At 70.9% G+C, this 15,128-nt stretch carries 16 protein-coding genes; 11 read left to right on the top strand and 5 right to left on the bottom strand.

All coding sequences use genetic code 11. From position 1 onward, the window contains the following. Nucleotides 1–220 precede the first annotated feature (220 nt). Complete coding sequence (locus tag P2L57_RS24495) at nucleotides 221–898, bottom strand: potassium channel family protein (RefSeq protein WP_275818103.1); 678 nt, start codon at nucleotides 896–898, stop codon at nucleotides 221–223. Beyond that, nucleotides 895–1,563: a potassium channel family protein gene (locus P2L57_RS24490; protein ID WP_275818101.1), complete on the bottom strand. Its 669-nt coding sequence runs from the start codon at nucleotides 1,561–1,563 to the stop codon at nucleotides 895–897. Before P2L57_RS24490 ends, P2L57_RS24495 begins: the two co-directional genes overlap by 4 nt. A gap of 177 nt (nucleotides 1,564–1,740) precedes the next feature. Here P2L57_RS24490 and P2L57_RS24485 point away from each other — a divergent pair, with 177 nt between their 5' ends. Then, complete coding sequence (locus P2L57_RS24485; protein WP_275818099.1) at nucleotides 1,741–3,804, top strand: APC family permease; 2,064 nt, start codon at nucleotides 1,741–1,743, stop codon at nucleotides 3,802–3,804. Between the two features lie 86 nt (nucleotides 3,805–3,890). Continuing rightward, on the top strand, nucleotides 3,891–5,252 hold the full coding sequence (locus tag P2L57_RS24480; protein ID WP_275818097.1) for a class I SAM-dependent RNA methyltransferase: 1,362 nt from the start codon (nucleotides 3,891–3,893) through the stop codon (nucleotides 5,250–5,252). A gap of 8 nt (nucleotides 5,253–5,260) precedes the next feature. Here the strand turns inward: P2L57_RS24480 and P2L57_RS24475 are convergent, their stop codons facing one another. Then, nucleotides 5,261–5,887 carry a glycoside hydrolase family 25 protein gene (locus P2L57_RS24475; RefSeq protein WP_275818095.1) on the bottom strand — a complete coding sequence of 209 codons (627 nt, stop codon included), beginning with the start codon at nucleotides 5,885–5,887 and terminating at the stop codon, nucleotides 5,261–5,263. A gap of 139 nt (nucleotides 5,888–6,026) precedes the next feature. Between P2L57_RS24475 and P2L57_RS24470 the strand changes: the two genes are divergently transcribed. Then, nucleotides 6,027–6,176 (top strand): hypothetical protein, encoded by a 150-nt coding sequence (locus tag P2L57_RS24470; protein WP_275818093.1) that lies wholly within the window; start codon nucleotides 6,027–6,029, stop codon nucleotides 6,174–6,176. An 82-nt stretch (nucleotides 6,177–6,258) separates the two neighbouring features. On the opposite strand, the gene P2L57_RS24465 is transcribed toward P2L57_RS24470, so the two are convergent. Then, entirely contained in the window at nucleotides 6,259–6,810 is a 552-nt protein-coding gene (locus tag P2L57_RS24465) for a DUF1697 domain-containing protein (protein ID WP_275818091.1), read from the bottom strand. Nucleotides 6,811–6,904: 94 nt separating this feature from the next. Between P2L57_RS24465 and P2L57_RS24460 the strand changes: the two genes are divergently transcribed. The 3 genes from P2L57_RS24460 to P2L57_RS24450 all read left to right on the top strand — a co-directional run bounded on the left by P2L57_RS24460 (nucleotide 6,905) and on the right by P2L57_RS24450 (nucleotide 9,094). Continuing rightward, the gene (locus P2L57_RS24460; protein ID WP_275818089.1) at nucleotides 6,905–8,170 is read left to right on the top strand and encodes an AAA family ATPase; all 1,266 of its coding nucleotides are present in this window, start codon (nucleotides 6,905–6,907) and stop codon (nucleotides 8,168–8,170) included. After that, on the top strand, nucleotides 8,163–8,483 hold the full coding sequence (locus tag P2L57_RS24455; protein ID WP_275818087.1) for a nucleotide pyrophosphohydrolase: 321 nt from the start codon (nucleotides 8,163–8,165) through the stop codon (nucleotides 8,481–8,483). Before P2L57_RS24460 ends, P2L57_RS24455 begins: the two co-directional genes overlap by 8 nt. 140 nt (nucleotides 8,484–8,623) lie before the next feature. After that, nucleotides 8,624–9,094, top strand: coding sequence for a DUF6099 family protein (locus P2L57_RS24450; protein WP_275818085.1), 471 nt, complete (start codon nucleotides 8,624–8,626; stop codon nucleotides 9,092–9,094). 89 nt (nucleotides 9,095–9,183) lie between these two features. Here P2L57_RS24450 and P2L57_RS24445 read toward each other — a convergent pair whose 3' ends face one another. Continuing rightward, on the bottom strand, nucleotides 9,184–9,408 hold the full coding sequence (locus P2L57_RS24445; protein WP_275818130.1) for a hypothetical protein: 225 nt from the start codon (nucleotides 9,406–9,408) through the stop codon (nucleotides 9,184–9,186). Nucleotides 9,409–9,760: 352 nt separating this feature from the next. Here P2L57_RS24445 and egtA point away from each other — a divergent pair, with 352 nt between their 5' ends. From egtA to P2L57_RS24420, 5 genes are read left to right on the top strand one after another with little or no spacing between them, the layout of a single operon-like run. Continuing rightward, nucleotides 9,761–11,065 (top strand): ergothioneine biosynthesis glutamate--cysteine ligase EgtA, encoded by a 1,305-nt coding sequence (gene egtA, locus P2L57_RS24440; protein WP_275818083.1) that lies wholly within the window; start codon nucleotides 9,761–9,763, stop codon nucleotides 11,063–11,065. Then, nucleotides 11,062–12,414, top strand: a complete 1,353-nt coding sequence (gene egtB, locus P2L57_RS24435; RefSeq protein ID WP_372515891.1) for an ergothioneine biosynthesis protein EgtB — start codon at nucleotides 11,062–11,064, stop codon at nucleotides 12,412–12,414. The genes egtA and egtB overlap by 4 nt, the downstream gene beginning before the upstream one ends. Next, nucleotides 12,414–13,166, top strand: a complete 753-nt coding sequence (egtC, locus tag P2L57_RS24430) for an ergothioneine biosynthesis protein EgtC (protein ID WP_275818081.1) — start codon at nucleotides 12,414–12,416, stop codon at nucleotides 13,164–13,166. Before egtB ends, egtC begins: the two co-directional genes overlap by 1 nt. After that, nucleotides 13,163–14,137: an L-histidine N(alpha)-methyltransferase gene (gene egtD, locus P2L57_RS24425; RefSeq protein ID WP_275818079.1), complete on the top strand. Its 975-nt coding sequence runs from the start codon at nucleotides 13,163–13,165 to the stop codon at nucleotides 14,135–14,137. Before egtC ends, egtD begins: the two co-directional genes overlap by 4 nt. 39 nt (nucleotides 14,138–14,176) lie before the next feature. Next, a complete protein-coding gene (locus P2L57_RS24420) occupies nucleotides 14,177–15,100 on the top strand; it encodes an LLM class F420-dependent oxidoreductase (protein WP_275818077.1) in 924 nt (307 codons plus the stop codon). Nucleotides 15,101–15,128 lie beyond the last annotated feature (28 nt).

The raw sequence follows: 15,128 nt of genomic DNA, 5'->3' as shown, positions 1-15,128 counted from the left end.
GGGTCACGCCCGGGCGCGCCCCCCGCCCTCTCGCGCTCGGGTGAATACTCCCTTGCTACGGCCGGCCCCCGCGCCCCCCGCCTTGTGGTGTGAGGCCGGTGGGGGCGGCCGGGGCCGCCCCGGCGGCCCCAACGCGCGGGCCGCCGCCCGCCACCCGCGTACCGGGGGGGGCCCCAGCACCCCCGGGTCTTCGGGCCCCCACGCCGTACAGGCTGACTGCTCAGCTCACGGTGTCCTCGCGGGACACCGACAGCAGCTGCTCCAACTGCTCCTCGCGGTCCTGCGCGGCCACGAACAGCAGCTCGTCACCGGCCTCCAGCGCGTCGTCCTTGGCGGGGGTGAGCACCCGGTGGCCGCGGATGATCGTCACCAGCGAGGTGTCGGTGGGCCAGTCGACGTCGCCGACCCGGGTGCCGACCAGCGCGGCGTCCGGCGGCAGGGTGAGCTCCACGAGGTTGGCGTCGCCCTGGCTGAAGCGCATCAGGCGCACCAGGTCGCCGACGCTCACCGCCTCCTCGACGAGCGCCGACATCAGACGCGGCGTGGACACGGCGACGTCCACCCCCCACGACTCGTTGAACAGCCACTCGTTCTTGGGGTTGTTGACCCGGGCGACGACCCGCGGCACCCCGTACTCGGTCTTGGCCAGCAGCGAGACCACCAGGTTGACCTTGTCGTCACCGGTCGCCGCGATGACCACGTTGCAGCGCTGCAACGCCGCCTCGTCCAGCGAGGTGATCTCGCAGGCGTCGGCCAGCAGCCACTCGGCCTGCGGTACCCGCTCCACCGAGATGGACGACGGGTTCTTGTCCACGAGCAGCACTTCGTGCCCGTTCTCCAGGAGCTCTCCGGCGATGGAACGCCCCACCGCGCCGGCTCCGGCGATCGCGACCCTCATGAACGACTCTCCTCGGGCCCCTCGGCGAACGCCGCCTCGACCTTCTCGACCTCGTCGGTGCGCATCATCACGTGCACCAGGTCGCCTTCCTGCAACACCGTGGACGCGGTCGGCAGCATCGCCTCGCCCAGTCGGGTGAGGAACGCCACCCGCACCCCGGTCTCCTCCTGGAGCTTGCTGATGCGCTGCCCCACCCACTTGGCGGAGGTGGGAACCTCCGCCAGCTGCACCCCGCCGCTGGGGTCACGCCACAGCGGCTCCGCGCCGGACGGCAGCAGACGGCGCAGCATCTGGTCCGCGGTCCACCGCACGGTGGCGACCGTCGGAATGCCCAGCCGCTGGTAGACCTCGGCGCGTCGGGGGTCGTAGATGCGGGCGGCGACGTTCTCGACACCGAACATCTCGCGGGCGACACGGGCGGCGATGATGTTGGAGTTGTCGCCGCTGCTGACCGCGGCGAACGCCCCGGCCTCCTCGATCCCCGCCTCGCGCAAGGTGTCCTGGTCGAAGCCGACCCCGGTCACCCGGCGCCCGGCGAACCCGGACCCGAGACGGCGGAACGCCGTCGGGTCCTGGTCGACCACCGCGACCGTATGACCCTGCTGTTCGAGGGTCTGGGCGAGCGTGGATCCCACTCGCCCGCAGCCCATGATTACGACGTGCACGCCTGTCCTTCCGGCCGTGTTCATCTCGTCCGAGACCATCCCAGCGTCTCAGACCGGGGCCAAAGCTACACACGCGCGACCATCGCGGGGAGGTCGCCCGCAGCTCGGAAGCGTTCCGTGAGTGCGCAGGGGGGTGGGAGTTGCCGAACAATCTTGACGAACCCTTAACATCCTCGGGTGTCCAAACTGACCGACCTGCCAAAACGGATCTTGATCGGCCGGGCGCTGCGCAGCGACAGACTGGGCGAGACCCTGCTCCCCAAGCGCATCGCCCTGCCGGTCTTCGCCTCCGACCCGCTCTCCTCCGTGGCGTACGCGCCCGGCGAAGTGCTGATCGTCCTGTCCATGGCGGGCGTGTCTGCCTACCACCTCAGCCCGTGGATCACCGTCGCCATCGTGGTGCTGATGTTCACGGTCGTCGCCTCGTACCGGCAGAACGTGCACGCGTATCCGAGCGGCGGCGGCGACTACGAGGTGGCCACCACCAACCTGGGCCCCAGGTCCGGTCTGGTCGTCGCCAGCGCACTGCTCGTCGACTACGTGATGACCGTGGCCGTCTCGATCTCCTCGGGCATCGAGAACCTGGGCTCCGCGGTGCCGTTCGTCACAGAGCACAAGGTGCTGTGCGCGATCGCGGTGATCGCCCTGCTGACCCTGATGAACCTGCGCGGGGTCCGCGAGTCCGGCACCATCTTCGCCGTCCCGACGTACGCCTTCGTGGGCGGCGTCTGCCTCATGATCATCTGGGGTGCGGTCCGGGCGCTGTTCTTCGGTGCGCACATGAAGGCGCCCACCGCCGACCTCGCCATCCACACCGAGGTCCACGGCATCGCCGGACTCGCGATGATCTTCCTGCTGCTGCGCGCCTTCTCCTCCGGCTGCGCCGCGCTCACCGGCGTCGAGGCGATCAGCAACGGTGTGCCCGCCTTCCGCAAGCCCAAGAGCAGGAACGCCGCCGCGACGCTGGCGCTGATGGGCGGCCTGGCGGTCGTGATGTTCGTCGGCATCATCACGCTGGCGCTCTACACCCACGTACGGATGGCGGAGAACCCGGCGACCGACCTGTTGCGCGGAGGTCATCCGGTCGGCGCCGGATTCACCCAGAACCCGGTGATCACCCAGGTCGCCGCGGCCGTGTTCGGCAACGGCTCGATCCCGTTCGTCTTCCTGTCCGCCGTCACCGCGCTGGTGCTGTTCCTCGCCGCGAACACCGCGTACAACGGCTTCCCGGTGCTCGGCTCGATCCTCGCGCAGGACCGCTACCTCCCGCGCCAGCTGCACACCCGCGGCGACCGCCTCGCGTTCAGCAACGGCATCGTGGTGCTGGCCCTGTTCGCGGGCCTGCTGGTCTACCTGTACGGAGCGGACTCCAACCGGCTGCTGCAGCTGTACATCGTCGGCGTCTTCGTCTCGTTCACCCTCAGCCAGACCGGCATGGTCCGGCACTGGAACCGCCACCTGGCCACCGAGACCGACCCGGCGAAGCGCCGCCACATGGTCCGCTCCCGGGCGATCAACACCTTCGGCGCCTTCCTGACCGGACTGGTGCTGGTCATCGTGCTGCTGACCAAGTTCACCCACGGCGCATGGGTCGCGGTCCTCGGCATGGCCATGTTCTACCTGCTGATGACCGGCATCCGGCGGCACTACGACTCGGTGTCGGAGGAACTGTCGATCGCCGAGGAGCCGGCCGAGGAGGTGGTGGCGCCGTCCCGTGTGCACTCCATCGTCCTGGTCTCCAAGCTGCACAAGCCGACGCTGCGCGCGCTGTCCTACGCCAAGCTGTTCCGCTCCGACGCCGTCGAGGCGCTCAGCATCAACGTCGACCCCGCCGACACCGAGGCCCTGCGGTCCGAGTGGGAGGCGCGCGGCATCGACATCCCGCTGAAGGTGCTGGACTCGCCGTACCGCGAGATAACGCGTCCGATCATCGAGTACGTGCGCGGCCTGCGCCGCACCAGCCCGTGCGACGTGGTCAGCGTCTACATCCCCGAGTACGTCGTCGGCCGCTGGTACGAGCACCTGCTGCACAACCAGAGCGCGCTGCGCCTCAAGGGGAGGCTGCTGTTCACGCCGGGCGTGATGGTCACCTCCGTACCGTGGCAGCTCGACTCCAGCGAGCGTGCGAAGAACCGGTTGCGCAAGCGGCGCGACTGGTCCGCCCCCGGTTCGGTACGTCGCGGGCAGGTGGCCGCGCCACGGCAGCCCGGCGAGGTGAGGCAACCGGTGAGTGGCGAGTGAACCGGGACGTAGACTGAGGGGCTGTCCACCACCCCCGCAACAGCGCCGCCCGCCGCCTTGTGACTTTGCTCAGGAGCCCCCGCACCGTGAACAACCGCACCCGTACGAACCGTACGAAGGACCAGGACAGCACGGCAGGGGGCTCGCTGGTCGGTGAGCGCTACGAGGTCGAGGTCGGCCCGGTCGCGCACGGCGGCCACTGCATCGCCCGCCATGAGGGCCGGGTGCTGTTCGTACGGCACACGCTGCCCGGCGAGCGAGTCATCGCCCAGGTCACCGAGGGCGGCGAGGACTCGCGGTTCCTGCGGGCCGACGCGGTCGAGGTGGTGCGCGCGTCGAACGACCGGGTCGAGGCGCCCTGCCCGTTCTCCGGCCCCGGCCGCTGCGGCGGCTGCGACTGGCAGCACGCGGCGCCCGGCGCCCAGCGGCGGCTGAAGGTCGCCGTCATCAGCGAGCAACTCGACAGGCTCGCCGGGCTGTCCCCCGCCGATGCGGGCTGGGACGGCACCGTCGAGCCCGCGCCAGGCGACAAGGTGGCCAAGGGCCAGGTCCCGGCGTGGCGCACCCGCGTCCAGTACACGGTGGACGCCGAGGGCCGGGCCGGGCTGCGCCGCCACCGCTCGCACGAGGTCGAGCCGGTGGACCACTGCCTGATCGCCGCACCGGGCGTCAGCGAACTCGGCATCGAGTCCCGTGAATGGCCCGGAGTCGCCGCCGTCGAGGCCATCTCCGCGACCGGTTCCTCGGACCGCCAGGTGATCGTCACCCCGGCCCCCGGCGAGCGGCTGCCGATCGTGGAACTCGACCGCCCGGTGTCCGTGATGCGAGTGGACGAGCAGGGCGGCGTCCACCGGGTGCACGGCCGCGGGTTCGTACGGGAACGCGCGATCGGCCGCACCTGGCGGGTCGGCTCCGGCGGTTTCTGGCAGGTCCACCCGCAGGCCGCGGAGATCCTGGTCGGCGCGGTGCTCGACGGGCTGAAGCCGCGCAAGGGGGAGACGGCACTCGACCTGTACTGCGGTGTCGGCCTGTTCGCGGGCGCGCTGCGGGAGCGGCTCGGAGACCGCGGCGCCGTGCTCGCCATCGAGTCCAACAAGCGCGCGGTGGAGGACGCCCGGCACAACCTCGACGACCTCGACCGGGTGCGCATCGAACTCGGCAAGGTCGAACAGGTCCTGCCGCGTACCGGCATCTCCGAGACCGACCTCATCGTTCTCGACCCGCCACGCGCGGGCGTAGGCAAGCCCACGGTGCGCCATCTCGCGTCGCTCGGCCCCCGCCGCATCGCCTACGTGGCCTGCGACCCCGCAGCCCTCGCCCGCGACCTTTCCTACTTCGCGGCAGAGGGCTACCGCCCGGTCTCACTGCGCGCTTTCGACCTGTTCCCGATGACGCATCACGTGGAGTGCGTGGCGATTTTGGAGCCGGTCCGCGAGGGCTCGGCCTGACGATGTTCTCAGCCTGACGATGCCTCAGAGGCCGGAGCCTGAGGAGCCTCGGCTTCGGCCGTCAGGTGGTGCGGCACCCCCGCCCAGGAGCGCAGCGCCGCGAGGCTGGAGAAGTTGGCGACATCCTTGTCCAGCGGGGTGCTGGTGTACTGGTGGAAGGTCCAGTGGTGCTTGATGCGCGGATGTCCGGCGTTCGTGTAGTCGGCGATCCACAGGCCGTCTCCGCAGTTGGAATCGGTGTCCACGGTCAGCCAGTTGGTCCGATCGCAGTAGACGACGACGCGGTGACCTTTCGCCTTCGACCGGACGTGCCCGACCCAGGCGTCCTTGTACGCGCGGGCTCGGTCGGCCGAAATGTTTTGCCCGTACCATTCCCAGTCGAGGCAGATGATGTCGCCCGCAACCAGGTTGATTTGGGCGAGGAAGTGGTCCGCTTCCGCCGTTGGGGAGTTGGCGATGTGCGGATAGTGGTAGAAGCCGGTCACCAGGCCAGCATGTCGGGCGGTGGTGCGCTGGGCGACCCACTTCGGATTGACGTAACCCAGGCCTTCAGTGATCTTGATGAAGACGAAGGAAAGTCCCGTGGTGGAGTAATCGCTGGGTTGGTAGGAGCTGACATCGATGCCCTGCAACATGGCGGGGCGCCTCCTCGGGGTGGGGGGGAAGAGGACGGGGCGGGTGGAGCGGGTGCGGCCCACAGGAATGTTGTACCCGTGTATGACACGGATGTTGCACCCGTGTGACACGAGGATCTTGAACCCGTGCGGCGAGTAGGTGATCCGCGACCGACCCGAGGTCAAAATCCCGAACTCGCTCTCCGGTAGCAAACCGGCCATCGAGCCGGACATCGAATCCGGCATCAAACCGGGGGTCAAGCCCGACATCAAACCCGACATCAAACCGGAGATCAAAAAGGCATCCTGACAGATCTCGGGCGGAGCTCAGTCCCGTACCCGGTCGTGGGCCGCCCGAACATCATCTCCGTGTGATCGTCCGGCTTTCCGGGCTAGTCGCTGGTCAATGCAGCGAGTTTGGTAACGGTGTTCCAGTTGCGGGCGGTGCCGGTCACGCCGAGACGTGCCGTAGTGAGATCGCGGACGAGACGGCTGTCACTGATGCCGTTCGGGCAATGAACATACAACTCACTCTCTCCTTGCCGGAATTGGTCCGGAGCGTACCGTTCCGGGTCTGGTTCCGAGAGCTTCGACGCGTCGAGTGGCCCGGAAAGGAACGTCACGACGAGCCTGGCCGGGTCGACCGGCACCCCGGCGATCGCGCCCGACAACTCCTTGGCGAACGGATTTCGCTCGACCACCCGCTGGATGTCCGCGCCGGTGCGGATCACACATGGCACCGTCAGCCCGGTCTCCTCGGCGATGCGCGATTCCAGCTCCCCGGCGAGCCGGGCGGGGTCGGCCTCGACGTGCTCGAAGACCGCATTGCCGCTCTGCAGCAGCGTCTTGACGTCCTTCCCGCCCATGGCGGCGATCAGCTCGCGCAGGGTGCGCATCGCCAGGCGGTTCCGCGAACCGAGGTTGATGCCGCGCAGCAGGGCCACGTATCTCGTCACGGCCTCACGGTAGTCCTTTCGGAGGACTGGACCCGGGGCGGAACGGTTCGGCGCGCGGGGGTGTGGCCTACGTTCGGCGATCATGAACCCCAGCAGCGCACGGCCCACCGTTTCCGAACTGCGGCTGGCCGCCTTCAAGTCACACCGCGACACCCACTTCCCGCTCGGCCCTCTCACGTTGATCGCGGGAGGCGGCGGTAGCGGAAAGTCCAGCAGCCTGGAGGCGCTGTCGATCCTGGCGCGGCTGGCAGCCGGCGACGAGCTAGGGGGTGTCTTCGACGGGGTGGTGCGCGGCGGCGCTCCCGCCTGCGCGCCGCAGAGCACCCGGCCGGACACCCAGCGGCGGCGCGGCTTCCGCATCGGCTGCTCGGTCGACGGCCCGGTCGGGACGGTACGGCTTGATGTGGCGGTGCAGACCGAGCCGGAACCCCGCATCGTCGGCGAGCGTCTCACCGGGGCGGGCCGGACCCTGCTGACGACGGCGCTGCGGGACCCGGCGCGGCGCGCCGTCCAGGCCGCCTGGCACACCGCCGGCCTCGTCCAGGTCACCCGTGCGCCACTGCCCGACGACCGGCTGGCCACCGCCCTGCTGCCGCTGCGCGTCGCCGGTACGACGGACGGGCAGCGGCTGGTGCTGGCCGCCGCGGAACAGGTGGTCATCGCGCTCCGCGCGGTCTTCCCCGTCGATCCGCAGCCGTGGCGGATGCGGGAGCCCGCCCGGCTGGGCGACGGGCTGTTGCGCAGCGGGTGCGACAACCTGTCCGCCGTGCTGTACCGCACCCAGGACGAGTGCCGCACCCGGCACGCCGCCCTGGTGGGCGCCGCCCGGGTGGCCTGCGAGGGGCCGGTCGACGGTCTGGTGGTCGCCCGCCAGGCGTTGCGGGAAGCGGGCCACGAGAGGGTGCTGGCCGCCGTGGACCGCGGACCGCTGGGCACGACACCCCTGGACCGCCTGGGCGACAGCGAACTGCGCTTCCTGGCGCTGGCGTTGGTCCTGCTGACCGGCCCTGGCGTGCTGGAGATGGACCAAAGCGCCGAAGTCCCGCCCGCGTTGCGCGCCATGACGGTGCTGGCCGACGGTCTGGACAGCGGCCTGGACCGCCGCCAGACCACCGAACTCCTCTCGCTGGCGGCGCGTGCCGCACGCCGGGGGCATGTGCGACTCCTGGGGACGGTGTACGACGCGGACCCGTTCGAGGACGCGGAGTTGGTCTCGGTGATCAGACTGCGGCGCGGCGCCCGGACGGGCCGAGCCGACGCCGCGGCGCGGGTGCCGCAGCAGCGGGGTGCGGCGCAGGGGTGCGGCCGCGCCGCGGACGGCCATGCGGTAGACCTGGGGGGTGAGTGAAGAACTGCAGGGGCTGCGGCGCAGGTTGGCCGACTTCGCGGCGGCGCGCCATTGGGAGCCCTACCACACGCCCAAGAACCTGGCGGCGGCGCTGAGCGTCGAATCGGCGGAGCTGCTGGAAATCTTCCAGTGGCTCACGCCGGAGGAATCGTCGCGCGTCATGGCCGACGCGGACACCGCGCACCGGGTCGAGGACGAGGTCGCTGACGTGCTGGCATATCTGCTGCAGTTCTGTGAGGCGCTGGGGATCGATCCGCTGGCAGCGCTGTCGGCGAAGATCGATCGGAACGAGGAGCGCTTCCCGAAGCCGTAACTCACCCGTTCCGGTGGGCGAGTTATCCACATCGGGCGGCTTGTCCACCGAATTCACCACCCCGCTTTCCGTGTTGAGCGCCAGCGGTCACGCTGAGTGTTGCCCGGTCGACGGAACCGGACCACGGAGGGGAGAAGACGATGGACGCGGCACGGCTCATCGCGGCGACCCGGCATGCTCTGACGCAGGCCACAGAGGTGGCGGCGGTCATCGCCGAGGCCTGGCAGGCACAGGGCCTGGCACAGGCCATCGGCGGCTATCTCGCGGTGCGTGGTGACCCCGCGTCACGGGACGCCGCCCGCGCGCTCTGTCTGGCGGGAGATCGCGCCCGGGACGCGGCTCAGCCTCCCGGAGCGCGGTCGAACGCGGTACGCGCGGCCCGCCTGACCGGGGTGCGTGATCCGACAGCCGTCTTACGGCAGCTGCTGGCGATACTGGCGGAGACGGGCGCCGCCCTCGCGGCGATCGCCTGCGCGACGGAGGACGAGCGCGTCTACTGGCAGTGCATCGAGGCGCTTGACGCCACGGACGACTCCAAGGACCGCGTCCGCGCGCTGCTCCGCCGGTACGAGGCGCTGCGCCCGGACGACCCCGAGGAGGCGCCGCCGTGAGCCCCGCGACGGGGGCGCGGTGTGGGGCGACGGACTCCGGGGGCCGCGCTCAGGGTGATCTCCGGGGGGCGTGCTCAGGGCGGCCGGACTCAGGAGGAGGCGCCGCCGATGTCCGACGGTGCGGGGGAGTCCGGGTCGGCGGACGACCGCAGGTCCGCGTCGAGCCAGGCGAGGTCCGCACTCACGGCGGCGAGGAGTTCCTCCATCTGCTGGAGCAGCCCCTTGGGCGGCGCCGTGTCCGCGCCGGTGTCGGCGCTCCGGCTGGTCTCCGCCTCGGCCGTGGGGCTCTGGTCGGGGGCGGCCTCCTGGGACAACGTGGCGTCCTCGGGGCCTGGCCCTCCCGAGCGGGCGGGCGGTATTACTGACCGCGGCGGGCCGCGGCCCGGGCGGGCCCGGCGGCCGGGCTGCGCCCGAGCGAACGACCACGGAGGCGGGTGGTCACTGCCAACGCACCCTGGCCCGCGCGGAGTTGGCGGATGTTCACCCTCCGGTGGCAGCCGGAAGTCGATGTTCGCGATCGGGGATTGACCGGGCCGCCGGTGGGCAGACAGGCGAAAGGAGTGGTCAGCGTGTGAACATGTGTTCGTAAAGCGCATGCGGTTTGCGCGCGAACGTGATGCAGTGGAGTGGTTGTCCGACAGCGACCGTCGACAAGGGGTCCCCGCGATGACAAGTGACCGTCCGATCAGCGAGACCGAGGCAGCGGCCCGAGCGCACGGCATCTGCTTCAAGAACGGCCCACCCCGGAGCACGGGCGTCGAACTGGAATGGCTGGTCCACGACGACCTCGACCCCCTGCGCGCGGTCGGCCAGGCACGACTGCGCGCCGCTCTGACCGACCTGAGACGACTCCCGCTGCACTCCGCGCTCACCCAGGAGCCGGGTGGCCAACTCGAACTCAGCTCCCCGCCCGCGGACTCGCTCACCGAGTGCGTGGAAACCATGACGGAGGATCTGGCAGCGGTACGGGAAGAACTGCGCCGCCACCACCTACGCCTCGTCGGATACGGGCACGAGCCCTGGCGAAGACCGCGGCGGCTGCTGCGGCTGCCGCGCTACACCGCCATGGAGGAGTACTTCGACCGGGCGAGCCCGGTCGGCCGCTCCATGATGTGCAACACAGCGTCCGTCCAGGTCTGCCTGGACGCCGGTACGGCAGGGCCGGGCCCCGACGGCTATGCGGCCCGCTGGCGGCTGGCCCATCTGATCGGGCCCGTCCTGGTCGCATCGTTCGCCAATTCGCCGTTCAGCCGCGGACGCCCGACCGGGATCCGATGTACCAGGCAGGCGGTCTGGGCGGCGCTCGACCCGCCCCGCACCATGGCTCCGGCCGATGCCGCCGACCCCCGCGACGCCTGGGCCGCGTACGCGCTCGACGCCCCCGTGCTGTGCATACGGCAGGACGGCGGATCGTGGGCCGTGCCCGAGAAGCTGTCCTTCCGCGACTGGATACGCGACGGCGGCCGTCTCAGGGCGCCGCGTCCGCCCACCCCCGATGATCTCGACTACCACCTGACCACCCTCTTTCCGCCGGTCAGACCGCATGGCCACCTGGAGCTGCGCATGATCGACGCGCAGCCCGGCGAGGACGGCTGGATCGTCCCGCTGGCGGTCACCGCCGCGCTGCTGGACGACCCGCTGGCGGCAGCGGCGGCACACCGCGCGGTGGGCGCGCTGGACCTGCGGCCCTACGAACGCGCCCCCGGCAACCCCCTGTGGCGGCGAGCCGCCCGCCACGGCCTGACCGACCCGGCCCTGCACAGTGCCGCCGAGGAATGCTTCGCCGCGGCGCGCGAGGCCCTGCCCAGGCTGGGGGCCTCGGCGGCGATCCGGACCGCCGTGGACGCCTTCACCGAGCGCTATGTCGCACGGGGCCGATGTCCCGCCGACGACCTGCTTGACCACGTGACACAGGGGCAGCGGCCCACCGCCCGCACCGCCCCGCTGATCGGAAAGGACGGCCGATCGTGACGGCTCAGCACTCCGATACCGCCGAGGGCGCCGACCCCGCACTCCTGAGGGAGCGGGTCGCGCGGGTGCTCGACACCGCGCGTGCCCGCACCAGCACCCTTACCACCTGCGTCGACGACCACGACCTGATCACCCAGCACTCACCGCTGATGTCGCCACTTGTGTGGGACCTGGCGCACATCGCCAACCAGGAGGAGCAGTGGCTGCTGCGGGCCGTCGGCGGGCGCGAGGCGATGCGCCCGGAGGTCGACCCGGTCTACGACGCCTTCGAACACCCCCGGGCCGCCCGCCCGAGCCTTCCGCTGCTGTCGCCCACCGACGCCCGCGGCTATGCCGCCGAGGTCCGCGGACGGGTCCTCGACCTGCTGGACACCACCCGGATGCGCGGCACCGCGCTGCTCGACGCGGGCTTCGCCTTCGGCATGATCGCCCAGCATGAGCAGCAGCATGACGAGACGATGCTCATCACCCACCAGTTGCGCAAGGGACCCGCCGCGCTCACCGCGCCACCGCCCGGCCCAGCCCCCGCTGACGCACTTGTGCTGCCGACCGAAGTCCTGGTCCCCGGCGGCCCGTTCACCATGGGCACCGACACCGAGCCATGGGCCCTGGACAACGAACGGCCCGCGCACCGCGTGGACGTCGCGCCGTTCTTCCTTGACACCACCCCCGTCACCTGCGGCGACTATCTGCGATTCATCGACGACGGCGGCTACGGCGATCCGCGCTGGTGGGATCCGAAGGGCTGGGCCATGGTGCGCGAACACACCATGGAAGCACCGCTGTTCTGGACGCACGAGGGCGGTCAGTGGCTGCGCCGCAGCTTCGGTGTGGTCGAGCCGGTGCCGGTCGACGAGCCGGTGCTGCACGTGAGTTGGTACGAGGCGGACGCCTACGCGCGCTGGGCGGGCCGCCGACTGCCCACCGAGGCCGAGTGGGAGAAGGCCGCGCGCCATGACCCGGCCACCGACCGGTCACTCCGCTACCCATGGGGCGACCACGACCCCACCCCGGCACACGCCAACCTCGGCCAGCGGCACCTGCGCCCCGCACCCGCGGGCAGTTACCCCGAGGGCGCCTCGCCGCACGGCATCCGGCAACTGATCGGCGACGTGTGGGAGTGGACGTCGAGCGACTTCCTGCCGTACCCGGGGTTCCGCGCCTTCCCCTACCGCGAGTACTCGGAAGTCTTCTTCGGCCCCGAGTACAAGGTGCTGCGCGGTGGATCGTTCGCCGTGGACCAGGTCGCCTGCCGCGGCACCTTCCGCAACTGGGACTATCCCATCCGGCGGCAGATATTCGCCGGCTTCCGCACCGCGCGCGACGCCGACCCCGCCGAGGTCGCCTGATGTGCCGCCACATCGCCTACCTGGGCCCCGACGTCCCGCTGGGCCGGATCCTGACCGAGCCGCCGCACTCGCTGTACCGGCAGTCCTGGGCACCGCGCAGACAGCGCAACGGCACGGTCAACGCGGATGGCTTCGGCGTCGGCTGGTACGCCCCGGGCGACCCCGTTCCGGCCCGCTACCGCAAGGCCGGGCCGATCTGGGCCGACCCGTCGTTCACCGATCTCGCCCGCGTCGTGCGCACCGGGGCGCTACTGGCCGCCGTGCGGGACACCACCGACGGCTCGGCGCCGGACGAGTCCGCCACCGCGCCCTACGGCGAGGGCAGCTGGCTGTTCAGCCACAACGGCGCGGTGCCCGGCTGGCCGGGTTCCGTCGCCGACCTGGCCGCGGACCTGTCCGCCGAGGAACTGCTCGGCATCGAGGCACGCTGCGACGCCGCACTGCTGTGGGCGCTGATCCTGCACCGGTTGCGTGCGGGCTACGCCCTCGGCGACGCCCTCGCGGAGACGGTCACCGATGTCGCGGCCCGCACCGAAGCGCGACTGAACTTCCTGCTCACCGACGGCAGCTCCATCGCCGCCACCGCCTGGGGCGACTCCCTGTGGCACCGGCTGGACCCCGGCCGCTCCGTCGCTGTCGCCTCCGAACCGTACGACGACGAACCCGGCTGGATCGAGGTCCCCGACCGCACGCTGCTGCTGGCGACGCGGGACCGGATCGAGACCGCCCTCCTCAAGGAGCCGCCCGTATGAGCGCCTTCACCCTGACCAGGCAGCTGCCGGTGGACGCCACCATCGCGGCGCTGCGCGCCGATGCCGCCGTTGGGCTGACCGCCAACCCCAAGTGGCTGCCGCCCAAGTGGTTCTACGACGCCCGCGGCAGCGAACTGTTCGAGGAGATCACCCGGCTCCCCGAGTACTACCCGACCCGCGCCGAGCGCGCCATCCTCGACCGCGTCGCCCCCGAGATCGCCGCCGCCACCGGCGCCCGGACCCTGGTGGAGCTGGGCTCGGGTTCCTCGGAGAAGACCCGGCTGCTGATCGGCGCACTGCGTGCCCACGGCACCTTGGCCGCGTACGTTCCCATCGACGTCAGCGAGTCCGCCCTGGAACAGGCGGGCCGGGCGCTGCTCGCTGACTACCCCGGGCTGTCCGTGCACGCCCTGGTGGCCGACTTCCAGGCCGGACTCAACCTCCCGGACTGCGCGGGGCCGCGATTGCTGGCGTTCCTCGGCGGCACGATCGGCAATCTGCTGCCCGCCGAGCGCGCCGCGTTCCTCAGGACCGTGCGCACCGCGCTCGGTCCGGACGACGCGCTGCTGCTCGGCACCGATCTGGTCAAGGACGAACGCGTACTGGTCGCCGCCTACGACGACGCCGCCGGAGTCACCGCCGAGTTCAACAAGAACGTGCTCACCGTGCTGCACCGTGAACTCGGCGCCGAAGTCGACGCGTCCGACTTCGACCATGTGGCGCTGTGGGATCGCGAGCAGGAGTGGATAGAGATGCGGCTGCGCGCCCGTCGGCCGCTCACCGTCAAGATTCCGGCACTTGACCTCAAGGTCGACTTCGCGGCGGGTGAGGAACTGCGCACCGAGGTGTCGGCGAAGTTCCGCGAAGCGGGGGTGCGGTCCGAACTGGCCGTCGCCGGGATGGAACTGGTGCGCTGGTGGACCGACCCGCAAGGCCGGTTCGCGTTGTCCCTGGCCCGCCCCGCCCGCTAGAGCGCCGCACCGCGGCCGTGCCCGGTGCAGGATGGAGGTATGGATCTACGCATTTTCACCGAGCCCCAGCAGGGGGCCTCCTACGACACGCTTCTCTCGGTGGCCAAGGCCACCGAGGAGCTGGGCTACGACGCCTTCTTTCGCTCCGACCACTATCTGCGGATGGGGTCGGCCGACGGTCTGCCCGGCCCCACGGACGCCTGGATCACCCTCGCCGGGCTTGCCCGTGAGACCAAGCGCATTCGGCTCGGCACGCTGATGACCGCGGGCACGTTCCGGCTGCCCGGCGTGCTCGCGATTCAGGTCGCGCAGGTCGACCAGATGTCCGGCGGCCGGGTCGAACTCGGCCTCGGCGCGGGCTGGTACGAGGAGGAGCACACCGCGTACGGCATTCCGTTCCCCAAGGAGAAGTTCGCCCGCCTTGAGGAGCAGCTCGCCGTCATCACCGGGCTGTGGTCCACGCCGGTTGGTCAGACCTTCGATTTCAACGGCCCCTACTACCAGCTCAAGGACTCACCCGCACTGCCCAAGCCCGCGCAGGACAAGGTCCCGGTGATCATCGGCGGCCACGGCGCCAAGCGCACCCCGCGGCTCGCCGCCCGGTTCGCCGATGAGTTCAACATCCCGTTCGCCTCGATCGAGGACACCGAGCGGCAGTTCGGCCGGGTCCGCGAGGCCGTCGAGGCGCACGGCCGCAAGCCGGACGACCTCGTGTACTCCAACGCCCTGGTCGCCTGTGTCGGCAAAGACGATGCCGAGGTCGCCCGTCGCGCCGCCGTCATCGGCCGGGACATCGACGAGCTCAAGGCCAACGGCCTCGCCGGTTCGCCCGACGAGGTCGTCGACAAGATCAACCGCTACCGCGAAGCCGGCTCGTCCCGCGTCTACCTGCAGATCCTCGACCTGCACGACCTGGACCACCTGGAGCTGATCGCCTCCCGCGTACAGCCGCAGCTCGGCTGACGCGCGGCGCCCCAGCCGAACACCCGCA

The organism is Streptantibioticus ferralitis (assembly GCF_029223525.1).
Lineage (GTDB): Bacteria > Actinomycetota > Actinomycetes > Streptomycetales > Streptomycetaceae > Streptantibioticus_A > Streptantibioticus_A ferralitis.
The sequence above is the reverse complement of the archived record's forward strand: the minus strand, read 5'-3'. Positions and strand labels throughout refer to the sequence as shown.